At 64.0% G+C, this 18560-nt stretch carries 14 protein-coding genes; 11 read left to right on the forward strand and 3 right to left on the reverse strand.

The window, feature by feature from the left end:
* The first annotated feature begins 81 nt into the window (after positions 1 to 81).
* The 8 genes from ABDB84_RS08290 (at position 82) to grxD (ending at position 9751) form a co-directional block, all read left to right on the forward strand.
* The gene (locus ABDB84_RS08290; RefSeq protein WP_345919244.1) at positions 82 to 456 is read left to right on the forward strand and encodes a DUF805 domain-containing protein; all 375 of its coding nucleotides are present in this window, start codon (positions 82 to 84) and stop codon (positions 454 to 456) included.
* Positions 453 to 2678 (forward strand): FAD-binding protein, encoded by a 2226-nt coding sequence (locus ABDB84_RS08295; protein WP_345919245.1) that lies wholly within the window; start codon positions 453 to 455, stop codon positions 2676 to 2678. The genes ABDB84_RS08290 and ABDB84_RS08295 overlap by 4 nt, the downstream gene beginning before the upstream one ends.
* A 2-nt stretch (positions 2679 to 2680) precedes the next feature.
* Positions 2681 to 3763, forward strand: a complete 1083-nt coding sequence (locus ABDB84_RS08300; protein ID WP_345919246.1) for a hypothetical protein — start codon at positions 2681 to 2683, stop codon at positions 3761 to 3763.
* The gene (locus tag ABDB84_RS08305) at positions 3753 to 4781 is read left to right on the forward strand and encodes an Ldh family oxidoreductase (RefSeq protein WP_345919247.1); all 1029 of its coding nucleotides are present in this window, start codon (positions 3753 to 3755) and stop codon (positions 4779 to 4781) included. The genes ABDB84_RS08300 and ABDB84_RS08305 overlap by 11 nt, the downstream gene beginning before the upstream one ends.
* A 120-nt stretch (positions 4782 to 4901) precedes the next feature.
* The gene (gene hemE, locus ABDB84_RS08310; protein ID WP_345919248.1) at positions 4902 to 6026 is read left to right on the forward strand and encodes a uroporphyrinogen decarboxylase; all 1125 of its coding nucleotides are present in this window, start codon (positions 4902 to 4904) and stop codon (positions 6024 to 6026) included.
* Positions 6027 to 6505: 479 nt separating this feature from the next.
* Complete coding sequence (locus tag ABDB84_RS08315; protein WP_345919249.1) at positions 6506 to 8698, forward strand: primosomal protein N'; 2193 nt, start codon at positions 6506 to 6508, stop codon at positions 8696 to 8698.
* 91 nt (positions 8699 to 8789) lie between these two features.
* Positions 8790 to 9320: a glycine zipper 2TM domain-containing protein gene (locus ABDB84_RS08320; protein ID WP_345919250.1), complete on the forward strand. Its 531-nt coding sequence runs from the start codon at positions 8790 to 8792 to the stop codon at positions 9318 to 9320.
* 113 nt (positions 9321 to 9433) lie between these two features.
* Positions 9434 to 9751, forward strand: coding sequence for a Grx4 family monothiol glutaredoxin (gene grxD / locus ABDB84_RS08325; RefSeq protein WP_345919251.1), 318 nt, complete (start codon positions 9434 to 9436; stop codon positions 9749 to 9751).
* Between the two features lie 68 nt (positions 9752 to 9819).
* Here grxD and argH read toward each other — a convergent pair whose 3' ends face one another.
* Complete coding sequence (gene argH / locus ABDB84_RS08330) at positions 9820 to 11244, reverse strand: argininosuccinate lyase (RefSeq protein WP_345919252.1); 1425 nt, start codon at positions 11242 to 11244, stop codon at positions 9820 to 9822.
* A 51-nt stretch (positions 11245 to 11295) separates the two neighbouring features.
* On the opposite strand from argH, the gene ABDB84_RS08335 reads away from it, so the two are divergent.
* The 3 genes from ABDB84_RS08335 to ABDB84_RS08345 all read left to right on the forward strand — a co-directional run bounded on the left by ABDB84_RS08335 (position 11296) and on the right by ABDB84_RS08345 (position 14632).
* Positions 11296 to 12375 (forward strand): sensor histidine kinase, encoded by a 1080-nt coding sequence (locus tag ABDB84_RS08335; RefSeq protein WP_345919253.1) that lies wholly within the window; start codon positions 11296 to 11298, stop codon positions 12373 to 12375.
* A complete protein-coding gene (locus ABDB84_RS08340; RefSeq protein ID WP_345919254.1) occupies positions 12376 to 13140 on the forward strand; it encodes a LytR/AlgR family response regulator transcription factor in 765 nt (254 codons plus the stop codon). It abuts the gene before it with no gap.
* Positions 13141 to 14128: 988 nt separating this feature from the next.
* On the forward strand, positions 14129 to 14632 hold the full coding sequence (locus ABDB84_RS08345; RefSeq protein WP_345919255.1) for a hypothetical protein: 504 nt from the start codon (positions 14129 to 14131) through the stop codon (positions 14630 to 14632).
* 22 nt (positions 14633 to 14654) lie between these two features.
* Here the strand turns inward: ABDB84_RS08345 and ABDB84_RS08350 are convergent, their stop codons facing one another.
* Positions 14655 to 15677 carry a transporter gene (locus tag ABDB84_RS08350; RefSeq protein WP_345919256.1) on the reverse strand — a complete coding sequence of 341 codons (1023 nt, stop codon included), beginning with the start codon at positions 15675 to 15677 and terminating at the stop codon, positions 14655 to 14657.
* Positions 15678 to 15786: 109 nt separating this feature from the next.
* Entirely contained in the window at positions 15787 to 18549 is a 2763-nt protein-coding gene (gene ppc, locus ABDB84_RS08355) for a phosphoenolpyruvate carboxylase (protein ID WP_345919257.1), read from the reverse strand.
* Positions 18550 to 18560: the final 11 nt, after the last annotated feature.

Genomic DNA, 18560 nt, shown 5'->3' on the forward strand with positions numbered 1-18560 from the left:
AAGCGCTTGCGCAGATTCTGCGCAATGGCACAATCCTTACCGCATGACAGCACTTTCGACAAACCGAGACGCGGAGCGCGCATGTCGATGTCCTTTTATCAGCGATACCTTTCCCCGGCCGGGCGTCTCTCGCGTGGCTGTTTCAATGTGCTGTTGCCGCTTGTCTTGCTGCTGTTTGCCGCGCTTTACGTGCTGATCGAAGCGCTGGGCAGCGAGACGCTGACCTGGCTGCTCTATCCTTTTACGGCCTGGGCGCTGCTGGTCTTGCTGGCGCGCCGGCTGCATGATCAGGGCCGATCGCTGGCCAGCCTGCTGTGGGTGCTGCTGCCGATTGCCGGCCCGCTGTGGTTGTTGATCCTGTTGTGCTGTCGCGCCGGATCAGCCGGCGAAAACCAGTTCGGCGCCGATGCGCGCCTGCGTGACGCTGATTATCTGACGGTCGATATCCACTCATGAGTACTCAAGTGCTGGTCAATGACGTGACCGGACTCAATCCGGTTCCGGTGTGGTCGGTGTCGCGGCCGCTCACGCTGGCGCAGCTGCAGGAAGCGATTCGCCAGACGCGTTTGCCGATCTCGGTCGGCGGTGGGCATTTCAGCATGGGCGGCCAGACCACCAGCCCCGGCAGCTTGCATCTGGACCTGCGCGGGCTCAATCAGGTGCTGTTCTTCGCGCCGCAGGAAAAGCTGATCCGCGTGCAGGCGGGCATCCGCTGGTGTGACATCCAGAAATTCATCGATCCGCATGATCTGTCGGTCAAGATCATGCAGACCTATGCCAACTTCACGGTCGGCGGTTCGCTGTCGGTCAATGCGCACGGCCGCTACATGGGCCTTGGTCCGCTGATCCAGTCGGTGCGCAAGATCCTGTTGGTGCTGGCCGATGGCGAGTTGCTGGAAGCTTCGCCGAGCCACAATGCCCAGGTGTTCTACGCCGCCATCGGTGGTTACGGTGCGGTGGGCGTGATCGCCGAGGCCGAGCTGGAGCTGGCGGACAACTGCCGTGTCGAGCGCCGCGAAGTCAGCATGAGTGTGCAGAAGTATGCCGAGTGGTTTGCCCGCAGTGTGCGCAGTGCGCCGGGGGCGATCTTCCACAATGCCGACATCTACCCGCCGCACTATAGCCGCGTCCGCGCGGTGACCTGGACGGAAACCCGTCGCCCGGTGACCGTGCCGCACCGCCTGCAACCCTTCCGCCGCGCCTATCCGCTGCAGCGTTATTTCCTCTGGGCGGTGTCGGAGACGCCGCTGGGTAAGTGGCGCCGCGAGCACCTCGTGGATCCGGTGGTGTATTTCGGCCGCCCGGTGCATTGGCGCAATTTTGAGGCCGGTTACGATGTGGCCGAGCTGGAGCCGCCGTCGCGTGCCAGCAAGACCTATGTGCTGCAGGAGTACTTCGTGCCGCAGCGCCGGCTCGACGAGTTCGTGCCGAAGATGGCGGCAATCCTCGCACGGCACGAGGCCAATGTGCTCAACATCTCGATCCGCCATGCCGCGTCCGACCCCGGCTCCCTGCTCGCCTGGGCGCGCGGCGAGACCTTTGCCCTGGTGCTCTACTACAAGCAAAGCACGGCGGCGCATGCGCAGGCCAGCGTGGCGGTGTGGACCCGCGAGCTGATCGACGCAGTGCTGGCAGCCGGCGGAACCTACTACCTGCCGTACCAGCCGCACGCCACGCCGGAGCAGTTCCATCAGGCTTATCCGCGCGCGCGCGAGCTGTTTGCGCTCAAGCGCGAGCTCGATCCGCACTACCGTTTGCGTAATGTGCTGTGGGACAAGTACTACGCGCCGACGCTGAGCGCTTACGAGGAGCCCGAGGAGGCCGAGTCGGAGTTCCAGCGCGTCTACGGCAGCGTGCCGGCGCGCGATGATTTCTACCGCTTCCTGCAGAACATCTTCCACCTGTTCCCGCAGGATCGCCTGCATGCGCTGATTCACACCGCCAGCCGCCAGCACGATGACGATGCGGCGATCTATCGCCAGGTGCAGCAGCAACTGCCGCAGATCCGCCCCTTCCTGGCCGATTTGCGCTTCGCCTTGCCAGCGCTGCGCAAGCAAAAGCGCGAGATGGCGCGGCAGACCCTGCGTTTGCTCGGTGAGCGGCGCAGTCTAAGTGGCTATGTCGAGATCGGTAGCACCGGGCGTTACATCAGCGCGCTGCGCCGCCATGTGCGGGTGCGCGGCGATCTGGTCCTGCTCGGCGATACGGCGCCCGGCAATTCGCTGGCCGACATCATGGAGCGCGGCGGTCTGGCGCAGATCGGCCGTTTCCTGCCGCTCGATGGCTACGCGCCTTTCGGCCAGAAGCTGTTGCGCGACAACAGTGTCGATCTGGTGAGCTGCTACATCGGCCTGCACCACGTCAATCCGCCTGATCTGGCGGCTTTCCTGGCGTCCATCCACCGCGTGCTGCGTCCGGGCGGGCTGTTCATCCTGCGCGAGCACGATGTCGATACGCCAGAGATGCGCGATTTCGTCTCGCTGGCGCATAGCGTCTTCAATCTCGCTACTGGCGTCTCCTGGGAGCGCAATCTCGACGAGCCGCGCCACTTCCGTTCGGTCAATGACTGGGTGCAGCGGCTCGATGCGGCCGGTTTCACCGATACCGGTGCGCGCCTGCTGCAAGACCATGACCCGACGCGCAATGTGCTGATGTCCTTCACCAAGCGCGGGGTCTAGCCATGCGCCGCGCGCTCTTGCTGATCCTGCTGTGCTGCTGGAGCTTTGCCCGGTTCGCCTACGCCGCGCCGCTGCCGCAGATCCTGCCTGCCGACAGCGCGCCCGCCGTGATGGCGCCGCCCGCACACTGGCGCAGCGCCGAGCAGAGCTGGCTGACTTTCCCTGAGTGGTATCTGGTGCACAGCCCGGCCGAATACGCGCGTTACCTGGCCGATGATCGTCCGCCCAGCCAGTTTCCCTGGTGGGGGCATATCGGCCAGCTGTGGCGCAGCTATGCGCGGGTCAGCCAGGCCCAGCTGGCGAGCCGGCCGCGCCAGCTTAACCCCGGCTACCATCTGATGATCGTCGTGATCGCCACCAGCACGACTTGCGAATACGCCCTGCGCTCGCTCTACGAGCTGAGCATCGGCCGCCTCGCCGAACTCAGCCGCCAGCATGGTCCGACCGCCGAGGAACGCTTTGCTGCCAAGACTGCGCAGGACTACGTCGACTTCATCCGTGAGCGCCCCTGGTACGAGTTCGATTTTCTCGCCCGCCTCAAGAGTCTGTGGCGTGACACCGGCTACGGCGGCAATGACCTCCTGCGCAAATGGGAACGCAAGTACGCACTGAGCACCGAATACGGCATCAAGGCGGTCTATGCCTGGCTGATCGCCAAGGCCACCCGCGCCACTTACGACGCAGCGCAGCCGGTGACGGCGGTGTTTGTCGACCGCTGGCAGGACCGGCTGGTCGGCGGCTGGCCGGAGATCAAGCGCATCAAGAGCGTGCGCGAGGGCGGCGAGCTCTTGCTCTTGCCGCGTTACCACGGCTTCATCGCGCCGGCTGTGGCGATGGCGCGCAGCGGAACCAACTTCAGCGAAATTGCCGGCAATGGCGCTGATACGCGCCTGCTCCTGTCGGTTCTGGTGCCTGCAGACTGGGCGCCGGACAGCGAGGGTGCCGTCAGCGTCTTTGAACAGCCCGTGCTCAGCCGCCCCGGCGAAAAGCGCGTCGTCATCAGCGTGCCGATTCGTGATCTGGCGCAGAACCTGCGCGAACTCGACGGCATGGGCATCCACATCGAGCATATCTATGACTTCTGAGCAGGACTTCCGCATTCCCTATCCGCAACTGGTCGAGGCTCTCAGCACCGCCATGCAGGCACATGGGCTCGCTCCCGAGCTGGCCGACATCGAGGCGCAGATCATGGCCGAGGCTGACTTGCACGGCGTGCCCTCGCACGGCGTGCGCATGCTGCCAGCCCTGCTGCGCGGCTTTGACGAGGGGCGTGCCCATGCTCGCCCCGAGCTGCGCTGGGAGCGTGATTTTGGTGCCATCTGTGTGCTCGATGGCGACAATGGTCCAGGGCGTTACGTCGCACTGACCGCGATGCAGGCGGCGGTCGAGCGGGCCAGCCGCTTCGGCGTGGGCGTCTGCCTGGCCAAGCGCACCACGCATTGGGGGCGTGCTCATGCCTATGCCTTGCGCGCCGCGCAAGCCGGCTGCATCGGCCTGTGCACCACCAATGCAATCCAGACCATGGCGGCCTGGGGCGCCCGAGGCGCGGTGATCGGCAATAACCCGATTGCCATCGGCGTGCCGCGTGCCGCAGGGCTCGCGCCGGTGGTGCTCGATCTGGCCATGAGCCAGGCGGCCGTAGGCAAGGTCACTACCTGGCTGCGCGAGGGGCGCAGCCTGCCCGAAGGCTGGGGCGTCGATGCCGAGGGTAAGCCGAGCACCGATGCGCGCGCGATTCTGTCTGGTGCCGTGTCGCCGATGGGGGGACACAAGGGCGCCGGTCTGGCGCTGATGATGGAATTTCTCACCGCAGCCTTGGGGGGCGGCCTGTTCTGCAGCGAGATGCGCGCCACCAAGGGCCTTGAAACCGACGCCAGCAAGCTCTTCCTGGCCTTCAATATCGAAGCCTTCGGTGCGCCGGATTTCCATGCCGAGGTCGAGCGCTACCTCGACTATCTGCGAACCGAAGCCAGCTTCCGCGAAGCTTTCCTGTTCCCCGGCGAGCGCGGTTGGCAGGACTGCGCCCGCAACGAAGCGCTCGGCGTGCCGCTGCATGCCGAGATCGTCGATCAGCTCCGGCAGGCCGGTGTCGTGCTGGACTGAGTTGCCCACAATGCTGCCGCAGGGGCTGGCCGCCGCAGGTCATGGCGGCGCTGAAAAGCCAGCGTGAGGGCGGCGGCGGGCGGTACAATCCGCAGCTTCCCGATGTACCGGTACTGAGCGATGACCCGTCCGACCAACGACACGCTGCTGCGTGCCCTGCTGCGTGAGCCGACCGATTACACCCCCGTCTGGCTGATGCGCCAGGCCGGCCGTTACCTGCCCGAATACCGCGCTTCGCGCGCGCGCGCCGGCAGCTTTCTCGACCTCTGCAAGAATCCGGACTTCGCCACCGAAGTGACTTTGCAGCCGCTCGAGCGCTTCCCGCTGGACGCCGCGATCCTCTTCTCCGACATCCTCACCGTGCCCGATGCGATGGGCCTCGGTCTGTATTTTGCCGAAGGCGAGGGGCCACGCTTCGAGCGCCCCTTGCGCAGCGAAGAGGCGATCAAGGCGCTGGCCGTACCGCCGATGGAGAAGCTGAGCTATGTGTTCGACGGCGTCAGCGCGATCCGCAAGGCGCTCGATAACCGGGTGCCGCTGATCGGCTTCTCCGGCAGCCCCTTCACCCTGGCGTGCTACATGATCGAAGGCGGCGGCTCGGACGACTTCCGCAACGTCAAAGCGCTGATGTACAGCCGCCCCGAGCTGCTGCACCACATCCTCGACATCAATGCGCAGACCGTCACGGCCTACCTCAACACCCAGATCGACAGCGGCGCGCAAGCCGTGATGCTGTTCGATACCTGGGGCGGGGCGCTGTCGACGCGCGCCTATCGCGAGTTCTCGCTCAAATACATGCAGCAGATCGTCGATGGCCTCAAGCGCAGCCACGAGGGCGAACTGGTGCCGCTGGTGTTGTTCACCAAGGGCGGCGGCCAGTGGCTCGAAGATCTGGCGCAGACCGGCTGCGATGCGCTGGGCCTGGACTGGAGCGTCGATCTGGGGCTGGCGCGTGCGCGCGTTGGCCACCGTGTCGGCTTGCAGGGCAATCTTGATCCGGGCGTGCTGATGGGCAGTGCGGCGGGGGTCGAAGCCGAAGTGCGCGCCTTGCTCGACGCCTTCGGCCCGCATCATGGCCATGTGTTCAATCTGGGCCACGGCATCTCCCAGCATGCGCCGTACGACAACGTCAGTGTGCTGGTGTCCACGGTGCATGCCTACAGCCGCAGCCTGCGCGCCGAGCAGGATTTCAGCGAGGTGCAGCCGGCCGCCGAGGACTGGGTCAGCCCGCTGATCCTGGGGTAAGCCGTGTTCGGGCGGGAAGTGGCGCCGCTGCCCGTATTGCAGCTTTGTGACGGTGGAAAAGCCCTTGCTGCAAGGGCTTTTCTGGGCATGACGAAGTCATGAATAAGGCCTGTCCTGCGCTTCCGCCTACTTGACTTATTCACACAAAATCGTACTGCGCCGCAACAACGCTCTGTCTGCCGTAACGCGTTTGAAACTCACATTCAAGTCTTTGTTTATAAATGAAAATGCGCATGTATTTTGGCCTTAGCATGAAATGGCGGGCGATTGCAAGCGCACCAAGACAAAGTTTCGATAGATGGTTGCTCACAATTTTGTCCACAGGCTGTGTGGACAAGAAACCGCATCACGCAAGGACATGCATTTGCGCGCGATAGCTCATCAGACTCCTCACCAATGTCGCGCAAGTACATGATGCATCTAGGCTTGCTTCGGCGACGCCGCTGCGCAGCACGCGCGCGCGCTCAAGGTGGCGGCTGATGAGCACAGCGCGGATCGCCCGTGTCGCCTTGCCGCTGCCCAAACCACGCCTGTTCGACTACCTGGTCGAGGCGCATGAGGGGCTGGCGGTGGGGCTGTGCGTGCGCGTGCCTTTCGGCCCCGGCGAGAAAACCGGGGTGATCGTTGCGCTCGATCCCGCCGATGCGCCGCCGCGCGACAAACTGCGCACGGTGCGTGAAGTGCTGCTGGAGCTGCCGCCGTTGCCGGCGCAATGGCTGGCGATGGCCGAGTTCGCCGCGCGCTACTACCAGCATCCGCTGGGCGAGGTGATCGCTACCGCGCTGCCGCCGGGTTTGCGCCGCGCCGTGCGCCTGCCACGTGAGGATGATCCCCTGCTTGCCGCCACCGCCGCCGGCCGCGCGGCCTTGGCGGCGGCCAGCAAGCTGACGCGTGCGCTGGCGGCGGTCAGTCTGGTCTGCAGCGCCGGCTCGATGCGCCGCGCGATGCTGCTGGAGCAGCTCGACAATGCACGGCCGGGCGCCGCCAGCGAGGGCATTCGCCAGGCGCGCAACAAGGGCTGGCTCGAAGTGCTGGCGCCGGGCAGCAATATCGTGGCGGTCGACAGTTTCCAGGCCAATGCCGAGCAGGCGGCGGCCATCGAGCGCATCGGTGCAGCGCTGGGTCGTTTCGAGAGCTTCCTGCTGCACGGCATTACCGGCAGCGGCAAGACCGAAGTCTATCTGCAGCTGATTGCGCGCTGCCTGCTGCAGGGCCGTGCGGCCCTGATGCTGGTGCCGGAAATCGGCCTCACGCCACAGCTGCTCGAACGCGTGGCCGGGCGTTTCCCCGGCGCACGTCTGGTGGCCTTGCATAGCGGCCTGGCCGACGGTGCGCGCTCGCGTGGCTTTGTCCAGGCGCTGCGCGGGGAGGTCGACATCGTGCTCGGCACGCGGCTGTCGGTCTTCGTGCCTTTGCCTAACCTGGGCCTGATCGTGGTTGATGAGGAGCATGACGCTTCGTTCAAGCAGCAGGAAGGCCTGCGCTATTCGGCGCGTGATCTGGCGGTGTGGCGCGCACGTCAGGAGTCGGTGCCGGTGGTGCTCGGTTCGGCGACGCCCGCGCTGGAGAGCTGGCTGGCCGCCGACAGCGGGCGCTACACGCGGCTGAGCCTCAGCCAGCGCGCCGTGGCCGAAGCGCCGCCGAGCGTGCGCCTGATCGATACGCGCCGGCTCAAGCTGGATCAGGGCCTGTCACCGCAAATGGTCGATGCGCTGCGCCTGCGCCTGGAGCGCGGCGAGCAAAGCCTGGTCTTCCTCAACCGCCGTGGTTACGCGCCGGTGATCGCCTGCCCGAGCTGCAATTGGATCAGCGCCTGCCCGCACTGCTCGGCCAATATGGTGTTCCACCAGGTCGATGCGATCCTGCGCTGCCACCACTGCGGGGCCGAGGCGCCGGTGCCGCGCACCTGCCCGGATTGCGGCAGCCACGACGTGATGGCCTTCGGGCGCGGCACGCAGCGCCTCGAAGAGCGGCTCGGCGAATACTTCCCCGCCGCGCGCATCCTGCGCGTCGATCGTGATGCGGTGAAGACGCCGGCGCAATGGGCCTTCGTGCGCGAACAGATCGACACCGGCCAGGTCGACATCCTCGTCGGCACGCAGATGCTGGCCAAGGGGCACGACTTTCCGCGCCTCACCCTGGTCTGCATCGTGGGTGCCGATGCCTCGCTGTACTCCTCCGATTACCGCGCGCCGGAGCGCCTGTTCCAGCAACTGATGCAGGTCTCGGGGCGCGCCGGGCGGGCCGAGCTGCCGGGCGAGGTGCTGATTCAAACCGCCTTTGTCGACCACCCCTTGTTCCACAAGCTGACCGAGCACGACTTCCCCGGCTTTGCCGCCTTGCAGCTGGCCGAGCGGCGCCAGGCCGGCTTTCCGCCCTACAGCCACCACGCCGTGTTGCGTGCCGAAGCCAGCGATCTGGCGCAGGCGCTGGACTTTCTCAAGCATGCGCGCGAGCTGGCGCTGAGCCTGCAGGGCGCGGTGCGCCTGTTCGACCCGGTGCCGATGCGCCTGGTGCGGCGCGCCCGGCTGGAGCGCGCACAGCTGGTGGTCGAGGCTGATTCGCGCCCGGCCTTGCAGGCGATGCTCAGCGAATGGATGCGCCAGCTCTACGAGGTCCGCCTGGCGCGTGATCTGCGCTGGCATCTGGATGTCGATCCGGGCGATCTGTAGCGCGTGGTCGGTGCAACAACTGCTTACACACTGTTGCAGCTTGTTGGCCGCGTCTGCGTGAGGATGCAGACTCTGCTTTCAGGAGTGCATCATGAAAAAAATCTCGATCCTGCTGGCGCTGGCAGGCCTGGTGTCGGTGGCGCAGGCCAGCGAATTTGCGCCGGTGGTGGCCAAATCCGAAATCATCAAGAGCGTGCCGGTGTCACGCCAGGTGTGCAGCACCGAAACGGTCGAAGCTGCGCCTGATCGCTCGGCGGCTGGCGCCATCATCGGCGGTGTCGCCGGCGGTGTGCTGGGCCACACGGTCGGCAAGGGCGGTGGCAAGGTCGCTGCCACGGTAGTGGGCGCAATTGCCGGGACGGTGGTCGGTGACCGTCTGGATAATCAGGATGCCACGCCTACTACGCAGCAAGTCCAGCGCTGCCATACGGTGCGCGAACAACAGGATCAGCTGGTTGGCTACCGCGTGACCTATGAGTACGCCGGCAAGCAGTACAGCACGCGCATGGCACGCGATCCGGGCGATCGCGTCGAGCTGCAGATTAGCGTGGTGGGAGCCGATGTGGAGGCGCCGCCGGTGATTTATCGCGAGGTCGATGGACCGCGTCCGCGCCGATTCTGAGGGTTTTGGCAAGCTGCAGGCATGAAACAGGGCATGGCGCTCGCAATATTTGTCCGATAAAATTAGTCAGGTATTGTTTTGCCTAGCCAGCGCCCTGTTCCCTGGAGTCCCCCATGAGTACCCACGAAAAAATTCACCAAACCGTTACCAGCAACCCCGTTGTGCTCTTCATGAAAGGCACGCCGCAGTTCCCGCAATGCGGTTTTTCTTCGACGGTCGCACAGATCCTCAAGCAGTCGGGTGTGGACAGCTACACCGCCGTCAATGTGCTGGCCGATGAAGAAATCCGCCAGGGCATCAAGGACTACGCCAACTGGCCGACGATCCCGCAGCTCTACATCAATGGCGAGTTCGTTGGCGGCTGTGACATCGTCCGCGAGATGTACCAGTCCGGCGAGTTGAAGACCCTGCTCGACAGCGTCCAGAAATAAGCACGCGTAACACGTAAAAAAGCCCGGGCGAAGCGATTCGCCCGGGCTTTTTTACGTCGACGGCCGGATCAGGCGCCCAGTCGCAGGCGTGCGCGGGCGATGGCTTGGCGCACCTGGTTCGGCGCCGTACCGCCGATGTGGTCACGCGCGGCGAGTGAGCCTGCTATGGTCAGCGCGCTGGCCACATCGCTGTCCAGGCGTTCAGCTGCGCCGCTCACTTCATGCATGCTGGCGCGCAGTTCGTCCAGCGTGAAGTCGGCCAGATCACAGCCACGCGCTTCCGCCGCACGCACGGCGAGGGCAACGGCTTCGTGTGCGTCGCGGAAGGGCAGACCCTTCTTGACGAGGTAGTCGGCCAGATCGGTGGCGGTGGCAAAGCCGAGCTTGAGCGCTTCGAGCATGTTGTCACCCTTGACGCGGATGCCGGTGACCATGTCGGCGTAGATGCGCAAGGTGTCGATCAGGGTGTCGGCCGCGTCGAACAGCGGTTCCTTGTCTTCCTGATTGTCCTTGTTGTAGGCCAGCGGTTGGCCCTTCATGAGGGTCAGCAGGGCCACCAGATGGCCGTTCACGCGGCCAGTTTTACCGCGCACCAGTTCGGGCACGTCAGGATTCTTCTTTTGCGGCATGATCGAACTACCTGTGCAGAAGCGATCGGCCAGGTCGATGAAGCCGAAGCGCGGGCTCATCCACAAGATCAGCTCTTCGGACAGACGCGACAGATGGGTCATGGTGATCGCCACCGCCGCGCAGAATTCGATGGCGAAGTCGCGATCCGAGACGGCATCCAGGGAGTTTTCGCAAACGCCTTCAAAACCCAGCTCGCTGGCCACGAAGGCGCGGTCGATGGGGAAGGTGGTGCCGGCCAGGGCGGCGGCGCCCAGCGGCAGGCGATTGGTGCGGCGACGCGCATCCTGGAAGCGCTCGGCATCGCGGGAGAGCATCTCGAAATAGGCCAGCAGATGGTGCCCGAAGGTCACCGGCTGGGCGATCTGCAGATGCGTGTGGCCGGGCAGGGGCGTAGCGGCATGTTCCTCGGCGATCGTGAGGATGTTGCGCTGGAAGTCGGCGATCAGCAGCAGGATCTGGTCGATGGCGTCGCGCAGCCACAGGCGGATGTCGGTCGCCACCTGGTCGTTGCGCGAGCGGCCGGTGTGCAGGCGCTTGCCGGCATCGCCGACGAGGCCGGTGAGGCGGCGTTCGATGTTCAGATGCACGTCTTCCGCATCGAGGCTCCATTCGAAGGCGCCGCTGCGGATCTCGGTCAGGATCTGGCTCATGCCGCGTTCGATGTCGGCAAGATCTTGTGCGCTGATGATGCTTTGCCGGGCCAGCATCCTGGCGTGGGCCAGCGAGCCGCGGATATCCTGCTCGGCCATGCGCTTGTCGAAGAACACCGAGGCGGTGTAGCGCTTGACCAGATCCGACACGGGTTCGGAAAAGCGGCCAGACCAGGCCTTGCTTGCGGGATTGTTGGGCGTTGAATCTGTCATGATGGGGAATGAGTGCTCAGCCAAGGCTGGCAGCGTACGGCGAAAAGAGAGATGGCGAGTATAAATCAAGCACCGCAGGACCATGCAGTTGCTGCACAGCCCGCGCCGGGGCGCGCCAATGATGGCGCCCGCCCTGCGACGACGGTCGCGCGCGTGGCGGTGCCGGATTTCCGCAACATCGGCGCTCTGGTGCGCATTCTCGTCGTCGCCAATGTGCTGCTGTTGGCGACCGCGCTGGTGCGTGCCGAAGCGCTGTCGCATCTGGCGCATGACTGGGGCTACCTGCTTGGCCGCGCCCAGTTGCCGATCCTGCTCGCGGCCTTGTTCATGTATGCGCTCGGCACCTGGCTGCCGCGCCTGTCCTGGCGCGAGTTATGCGCGATGGCCAGCAGCAACGCCATGTTGGCGACGGTGCTGGCTCAGGCAGTGGGGTTGCTGAGTGGCGGTGAGGACGCTCATCTGCGTCAGGTGATCTGGTCGGCGGTCGCTGCGCTGCTGGTGGTGGCCTATTTCCGCTGGCTGCAGATCGAACAGACGCCAGCGCTCGACGAAGCACGCATCCTTGCGCTGACGGCGCGCATCCGTCCGCATTTCTTTTTCAACAGTTTGAATGGCGTGCTTGGCGTGATCCGCTCCGACCCGCGCCGCGCCGAACAGGCGCTCGAATCGCTGGCCGAACTGTTTCGCGAGCTGATGAAAGACAACCGCGAGCTGGTCCCCCTGTGCGATGAAATCGACCTCTGCAATCGCTATCTGGAGCTCGAACGCTTGCGCCTGGGCGACCGCCTCAAGGTGAAGTGGGAGCTCAAATTTGCGCCGCTGGAAGCCAAAGTTCCGCCTTTGATGCTTCAGCCCTTGATCGAAAATGCCGTCTACCATGGCATCGAGCCCAGTGCCGAACCGGGCACGGTGCACATCGGCATCGTACGCAAGGGCCGCGCGCTGGAAATTGGTATCAGCAATCCTTTGACCGGCAACCCGCGACGCTCGACGGGTAACCGCATGGCCCTCAACAATATCCGGGAGCGATTGGCCTTGTTCTTTGATCTGGAAGCATTCTTGAGTACCGAAGAGCGGGATGGACAGTTCCGCGTCAGAATCCGCATGCCCTTGCGCAAGGAGGAAAAATAAATGGAGCAGCTCGATACCCTCGACGTGCTGATCGTCGACGACGAAGCGCCCGCCCGCGAACGGCTGCGCGACCTGCTCGGCGATATCGCCGGCGAACAACCGACACGCCTGGTCGGCATGGCCGGCAATGGCGTCGAAGCCCTGCGCTTTCTCGAAACGCAGCGCCCGCACGTGCTGTTTGTCGACATCCGCATGCCAGCCATGGATGGCATCGAATTCGCCCAGCACGCCACGCGTCTGGAAAACCCGCCGCACATTGTCTTCATCACCGCCTACGATGAGTACGCCGTGCAGGCCTTCGAACTCAACGCCATCGATTACCTGCTCAAGCCGGTGCGTGCCGAGCGTCTGGCCCTGGCACTCGACAAGGTGCGCCGCGTGGCGCCGGTGGCGCACGACAAGATCGACCAGTTCGCCGAACCGCGCCGTCACCTCACCTGCAGCGAGCGCGGACGCATCCACCTGATCCCGATTCCCGACGTGGTCTTCCTCAAGGCCGAACTCAAGTACGTCACAGCGCGTACCGCCGAGCGCGAGTTCCTGCTGGAGGAGTCCCTGGTGCAGCTGGAGCAGGAATTCCCAGAGCGCTTCGTGCGCATCCACCGCAATTGCCTGGTTGCCCGAGCGGCCGTTGTCGGCTTCGAGCGTGCGCTCGGCGAAGACGGTGGCGAAGGTCACTGGTCGGTGCGCCTGAACGGCGTGCCCGACGCACTGCCGATCAGCCGCCGCCAATGGGCTCACGTGCGTTCCGTCCTCGGCGGCTAAAAAATACCGCATAAAGCTACTGCGCGACTCAATCTCGAATCTCCGGTGCTCACTGTACTGAAGTACAGTTCCGCGCCTCAATTCGACCTTGAGCCGCTCGCTACGCTTTCTGCGGTATTTTTATCCTGCAAGGTAGTCCAGCGATGAATACTTATACCGTTATCGTGGAGTTGCAGGGGAGTACCTACGTTGCTCAGCTGAGTGCAAAGCGCGAGCTGGACGTTATTCAGCTCTGGTGCGCGCACGTCGCGGAAGACAGGCCATATGGTGCAATGTCAAAGCGGATTGCGAGCGCGGTAGCCAAGTGTATGGACTCTCCTGGCTTGACTCCGGAGTTCGGTGTGCCAAATGTTTGGTGGTTTGCGGCAGTATATAAAACGAAACTGGTGCTGGGCCACATAGTTTTGACAGCTTCGTCCGGTTAAATGCCCACGTAGATCGCTTCAGCATGTTCCGGTGGGGGCTATTGTGGTTCAATCCTCGGCGGCGAAAAGTCCCATGTAGCTACTGCGCGACTCAATCTCGAATCTCCGGTGCTCACTGTACTGAAGTACAGTTCCGCGCCTCAATTCGACTTTGAGCCGCTCGCTACGCTTTCTGCGGTATTTTTCGATGAGTCCAGGGTCTATGTCTATGGAATCAATAAGGCTGTTGCTTGTTTGGATTGAATCAGACGATTTCAGCCGTCCTGACTTTCCCTGAGTTCGGCGCTTTCGCGCGCAGCTTCCTCACATTTCTTTCTTCCAATCGCACAGCCAGTTCGCTTACTTGCTGCGCGATTTTTACGCTGGATGACAAGTTTTAGCGCTTGTTTTGATTTCTGAAGAGCTTGCTTGTTTGCTTGCCTGGATCTAACGCTCATTCACCCAGCTTTACCCGGCGCTATCTCAAGTGCTTCTACCCCTGACCGATGAATGCCACACGGACTCTGCACAGCGATGGGCGTTGTGCGTGAGGCGGCTGTGGCGGATCGATTCAGGGGAAAGACATGAGCATAAGCGTTTATAGCAGCACATCGTCCAGCGTGAGGACGCAGTATTCGTACAGCGCTCAGACAACGGATGGTGACACTCAGCGAAGTGAGTCGAGCAGCGAAAGCGCTGAGCAAGAGATCAGCGAGACGCGCGAAGACTCACAGGAGCTCAGCGATGCGAGCGTCAAGGCTCAGGCCCTGGCTGATGCGCTGGACCGTGTGGCCATGAATGCACGCTTGCAGGCGGGTGGCATGTCGGCGCCGGCAGGGCGTGTGGATGATCCGGGTTTTACCAAGGCTGAACTGGGCCACATGGCTGAGCAGGCATCCGCGCAGGACGCCAAGCGCTCGGCGGATATGGCGTATGTCGCCGCCAATTTCGATGATGCCGATGCGGATCAGAACGGCAAGGTGACGGCCAGCGAGGCCGGCAAGTTTCGCGAGAGCCAGCTGAGTGCGGCGGCGTCGAGTGCGCGCGCGAAAGACGAAGCTGAGGATCCGGATGCCGCAGCGGCTTAGATTGCGGCAATACCGAGGGCGCTCATTTTTTCTTGAACGCCCACCAGGCTGCCAGTCCCGTGAAGCTGGCAATCAGCATCACCACGATCCAGAAGCCATCCTCGTGCTGCGCCAGGGGTATGCCGCCGACATTCATGCCGAGCAAGCCGGCGACGATGTTGATCGGCAGGGCGAGCACGGTGACGATGGTCAGCACGTAAAGGCTCTGGTTGTTCTGCTCATTGACGTGCGCAGCCAGTTCTTCCTGCAGCAGCTTGATGCGTTCCTGCAGCGCGCTCATGTCGCGTAGCACGACGCTGAATTCCTCGGTCGACTGGCGTAGCTCCATGCCGTCGGCCGCGTCGATCCAGGCTGGCGGCACTTGCAGCAGGCGGAACAGCGAAGCCGGCTCGGGCGCCAGCAGGCGCTGCAGGCGTACCAGCAGACGGCGCAGCGCGCCCAGTTCGCCACGGGTGACGCTCAGCTTGCCCGCCAGCAGCTTGTCCTCGACTTCATCGATGCGCTGCGTGACCCGGCGCACGATGCCGACCAGCACTTCTTCCTGATCGCGCAAGAGATGGATCAGCAGGGCCAGCGGCGAGCGGATGATCTCGCCCTGGCGCACCGCTTCGCGCAGGCGGTCGACCGAGCGCAGCGGACGTCGCCGCGCCGAGACCACGCAGCGCGGACCGACCGCCAGCCACAGCGTGGAAATGTCGGAGGCTTCGAAGGAGAAGTCGTAGTGCACATCGTTGATGACGGCTTGCAGCGAGTTGTCGATCAGTTCGATGCGTGTCGAATGCGCGCCTTCGCGCGTGCTCTCGCGCAGGTTCTCGAAGAATTCGTGCGGCAGTCCGGCATGGTTGGCCAGCCATTTCTCGGCGCCGGTGTGGCTCAGATTGAAGTGCAGCCAGAGGAATCCCTCGCCACGTTCAGCCGCTCCTTCTTGCAGCCACTCGGCGGCGCGCTGGCTGCTCAGTTCGCTGGCGGGGGCGTCGGGGTGCAGGATGAAGCCGCAGATCAGGCCGTGCTGATCGGTTCCGTAGCGGGCGTCATGAAGGCTCATTGCAGGCGTGCGCGAATAGGCTCAACCCTGCAGTATCCGGGCTGCGTGTTACAGCAGGGCGTCAACGAAAAAGGGAGCCCGCAGGCTCCCTTGTGCAGTGCGCGCCGGATCAGCCGCTGTTGCGCAGACCGCCGGCGATACCGTTGATCGACAGCAGCACGCCACGGCGCACACGGTCGTCCGCATCGCCGTCGCGGAAGCGATGCAGCAGCTCGACCTGCACGTGGTTGAGCGGGTCGAGATAGGGGAAGCGACCGCGGATCGAGCGCTTGAGTAGCGGATTGCCATCGAGCAGTTCGCTGTTGCCGCTGATGCTGAGCAGGGCGCTGACGGTCTTTTCCCACTCGCTCTTGATGCGCGGGAAGATCTTGTTGCGCAGGGCTTCGTCCTTGACCAGGGCAGCGTAGCGCGAGGCAATCGCCATGTCGCTCTTGGCCAGCACCATGTCCATATTGGAGAGCTGGGTGGCGAAGAACGGCCATTCCTTGTACATCGCCTGCAGCAGCTGCATGCTCGCCGGGCCGTGCTTCTCGACATAGGCGCTGACCGCAGCACCAAAGCCGAACCAGCCCGGCAGCATGACGCGCGCCTGCGCCCAGGAGAACACCCAGGGAATCGCGCGCAGGTCTTCGATGGCCGTGCTCTTCTTGCGCGATGCCGGACGCGAGCCGATGTTGAGGTTGGCGATTTCGGAGATCACCGTCGATTCCCAGAAATACTGCTCGAAGCCTTCGGTCTCGTAGACCAGGCCGCGATAGGCCTTGAAAGCGAAGTCCGAGAGCTCGTCCATGGCCTGCAGGTACTCGGGGCGGGGCGCGGCGTCCGGGTGGGCGAGCAGGGTGGCTTCCATGGTGGCGGCCACCAGCACTTCGAGGTTGCGACGGCCCACTTCAGGGTTGGAGTATTTCGAGGCAATGACTTCGCCTTGCTCGGTGAGGCGGATCTGCGCCTGCACGGCACCGCCCGGCTGGGCGAGGATGGCCTGGTAGCTGGGGCCGCCACCGCGACCGACCGAACCGCCACGACCGTGGAACAGACGCATGCGCACGCCGTGCTTCTTGAAGGCTTCGATCAGCTGGATCTCGGCCTTGTAGAGCTCCCAGCCCGAGGTGAGGAAGCCGCCGTCCTTGTTGGAGTCGGAATAGCCGAGCATCACTTCCTGCGTATCGAGGCGCGATTTGAGCAGTTCGCGATACAGCGGGAAGGACATCAGGCGGTCCATCACCGGTGCGGAAATCTGCAAGTCACCGATGGTTTCGAACAGCGGGATGATGTTGACCGCCAGCTGCTTGGAATGCGGCTGCAGCAGGCCGACTTCCTTGAGCAGCACGGCCAGTTCCAGCATGTCGGAGACGCCATCGGTCTTGGAAATGATGGCATTGGGCACGCAGTTCGGGCCGTAGAGCTTGTGGGCGTCGGCAATGGCCTGGAAGATGGCCATTTCACCGGCGGTATCTTCCGAATAGCTGATTGCCGGCGAGGTCAGCACGCGCGGCGTGGCCAGCTCTTCGAGCAGCACGGCGATACGGCCTTCCTCGTCGAGCGCGAGGTAGTCGATTTCCGGGCGGCAGTAGGACAGCAGCTCGGCCACCGTGCGCTCATGCACATCGGAGTTCTGGCGCACGTCGATGGCGGCCAGGTGGAAGCCGAAGGTGCGCACCGCACGGCGCACCAGGCGCAGGCGGCCACGCGCCAGCTCGCCGGTGCCGTGTTCCTTGAGCGAGGCGCTGATGATGTCCAGCTCGTCGCTCAGTTCCTGCACGCAGCTATAGGGTTCCAGCTCGATGCCCGGCTCTTCGCCGATCGGCTTGCCCAGCAGCTTGACCGCCGTGGCGTGCAGGCGCGCGTAGATGCCGCCCAGGGCACGCCGATAGGGCTCGTCATCACCATGACCATTGCGGCCGGCGGGCATCCGCTCGGCCATCTTGATGACGTCATCGGAGATGTTGACCAGCATGCTCGACAGCGAGAGGCCGGCGCTGAGACGGAAGATCTCGGCGAGGTGGTAGCTCAGTGCCACCTCGGCCTGCATGCGCAGCGCATCGCGCAGGATGCTGGCGGTGACGAAGGGATTGCCGTCGCGGTCGCCGCCGATCCAGCTGCCCATGCGCAGCACGCCGGGCAGTTCAAGGTCTTGCCAGGATTCGTCGTGCTTGGCGAGGATGTCTTCGAGGCGCGCATAGAGGCGCGGCACTTCGCGCAGGAAGGTGTAATCGTAGAAGGACAGGCCGTTGGCCACTTCGTCGAGCACCGACAGCTTGTTGGGACGCAGCATGCGCGTCTCCCACAGGATCAGCACGGCGCGGCGGATTTCCTCGTCATTCTGCGCCAGCTCGTCGGGCGTCATGTCGATGCGGTCGCGACGGTCGAGCAGCTCGGCAATGCGCAGCTGACAGTTGAGGATGCTCTTGCGCTGCACCTCGGTCGGGTGGGCGGTGAGCACCGGGCTGATCAGCGCGTGTTCAAAGAAGTCATTCACCTTCTCGCGCGGCAGGCCAGCTTCCTTGGCCAGCTGCAGGGCGTGCGACACGCTGCCTTCGCGGGCCTGGGCGCCGGCGCGCAGGTGCATGCGCGAGCGGCGGATGTGGTGCTGGTCTTCCGCGATGTTGGAGAGGTGCGAGAAGTAGCTGAAGGCGCGCACGACATGGATCGTGTCGTCACGCGAGAGCGCGTCGAGCAGGGCTTCGAGCTCGTTGCGTGCGGCGAAGTCTTCGTCGCGGTGAAACCGGATGGAGGTTTGGCGGATGCTTTCGATCAGTCCGAAAACGCTGTCGCCTTCTTGTGCCCGGACCGTATCGCCGAGAATCCGGCCCAGTAAACGCGTGTCTTCCCGCAGCGGGGAGTCTTTGTCCTGCTCGCTCAAATCGCTCATCTTCAGCTCTG

This window comes from Uliginosibacterium sediminicola (genome assembly GCF_039631295.1).
Taxonomy (GTDB): domain Bacteria; phylum Pseudomonadota; class Gammaproteobacteria; order Burkholderiales; family Rhodocyclaceae; genus Viridibacterium; species Viridibacterium sediminicola.

Bases quoted from the DNA above. Each gene is read 5' to 3' on its own strand.
- ABDB84_RS08315 (WP_345919249.1), top strand. From the start codon at position 6,506: ATGAGCACAGCGCGGATCGCCCGTGTCGCCTTGCCGCTGCCCAAACCA.
- hemE (WP_345919248.1), top strand. From the start codon at position 4,902: ATGACCCGTCCGACCAACGACACGCTGCTGCGTGCCCTGCTGCGTGAG.
- ABDB84_RS08290 (WP_345919244.1), top strand. From the start codon at position 82: ATGTCGATGTCCTTTTATCAGCGATACCTTTCCCCGGCCGGGCGTCTC.
- ABDB84_RS08295 (WP_345919245.1), top strand. From the start codon at position 453: ATGAGTACTCAAGTGCTGGTCAATGACGTGACCGGACTCAATCCGGTT.
- ABDB84_RS08320 (WP_345919250.1), top strand. From the start codon at position 8,790: ATGAAAAAAATCTCGATCCTGCTGGCGCTGGCAGGCCTGGTGTCGGTG.
- grxD (WP_345919251.1), top strand. From the start codon at position 9,434: ATGAGTACCCACGAAAAAATTCACCAAACCGTTACCAGCAACCCCGTT.
- argH (WP_345919252.1), bottom strand. From the start codon at position 11,244: ATGACAGATTCAACGCCCAACAATCCCGCAAGCAAGGCCTGGTCTGGC.
- ABDB84_RS08335 (WP_345919253.1), top strand. From the start codon at position 11,296: ATGGCGAGTATAAATCAAGCACCGCAGGACCATGCAGTTGCTGCACAG.
- ABDB84_RS08340 (WP_345919254.1), top strand. From the start codon at position 12,376: ATGGAGCAGCTCGATACCCTCGACGTGCTGATCGTCGACGACGAAGCG.
- ppc (WP_345919257.1), bottom strand. From the start codon at position 18,549: ATGAGCGATTTGAGCGAGCAGGACAAAGACTCCCCGCTGCGGGAAGAC.
- ABDB84_RS08300 (WP_345919246.1), top strand. From the start codon at position 2,681: ATGCGCCGCGCGCTCTTGCTGATCCTGCTGTGCTGCTGGAGCTTTGCC.
- ABDB84_RS08345 (WP_345919255.1), top strand. From the start codon at position 14,129: ATGAGCATAAGCGTTTATAGCAGCACATCGTCCAGCGTGAGGACGCAG.
- ABDB84_RS08350 (WP_345919256.1), bottom strand. From the start codon at position 15,677: ATGAGCCTTCATGACGCCCGCTACGGAACCGATCAGCACGGCCTGATC.
- ABDB84_RS08305 (WP_345919247.1), top strand. From the start codon at position 3,753: ATGACTTCTGAGCAGGACTTCCGCATTCCCTATCCGCAACTGGTCGAG.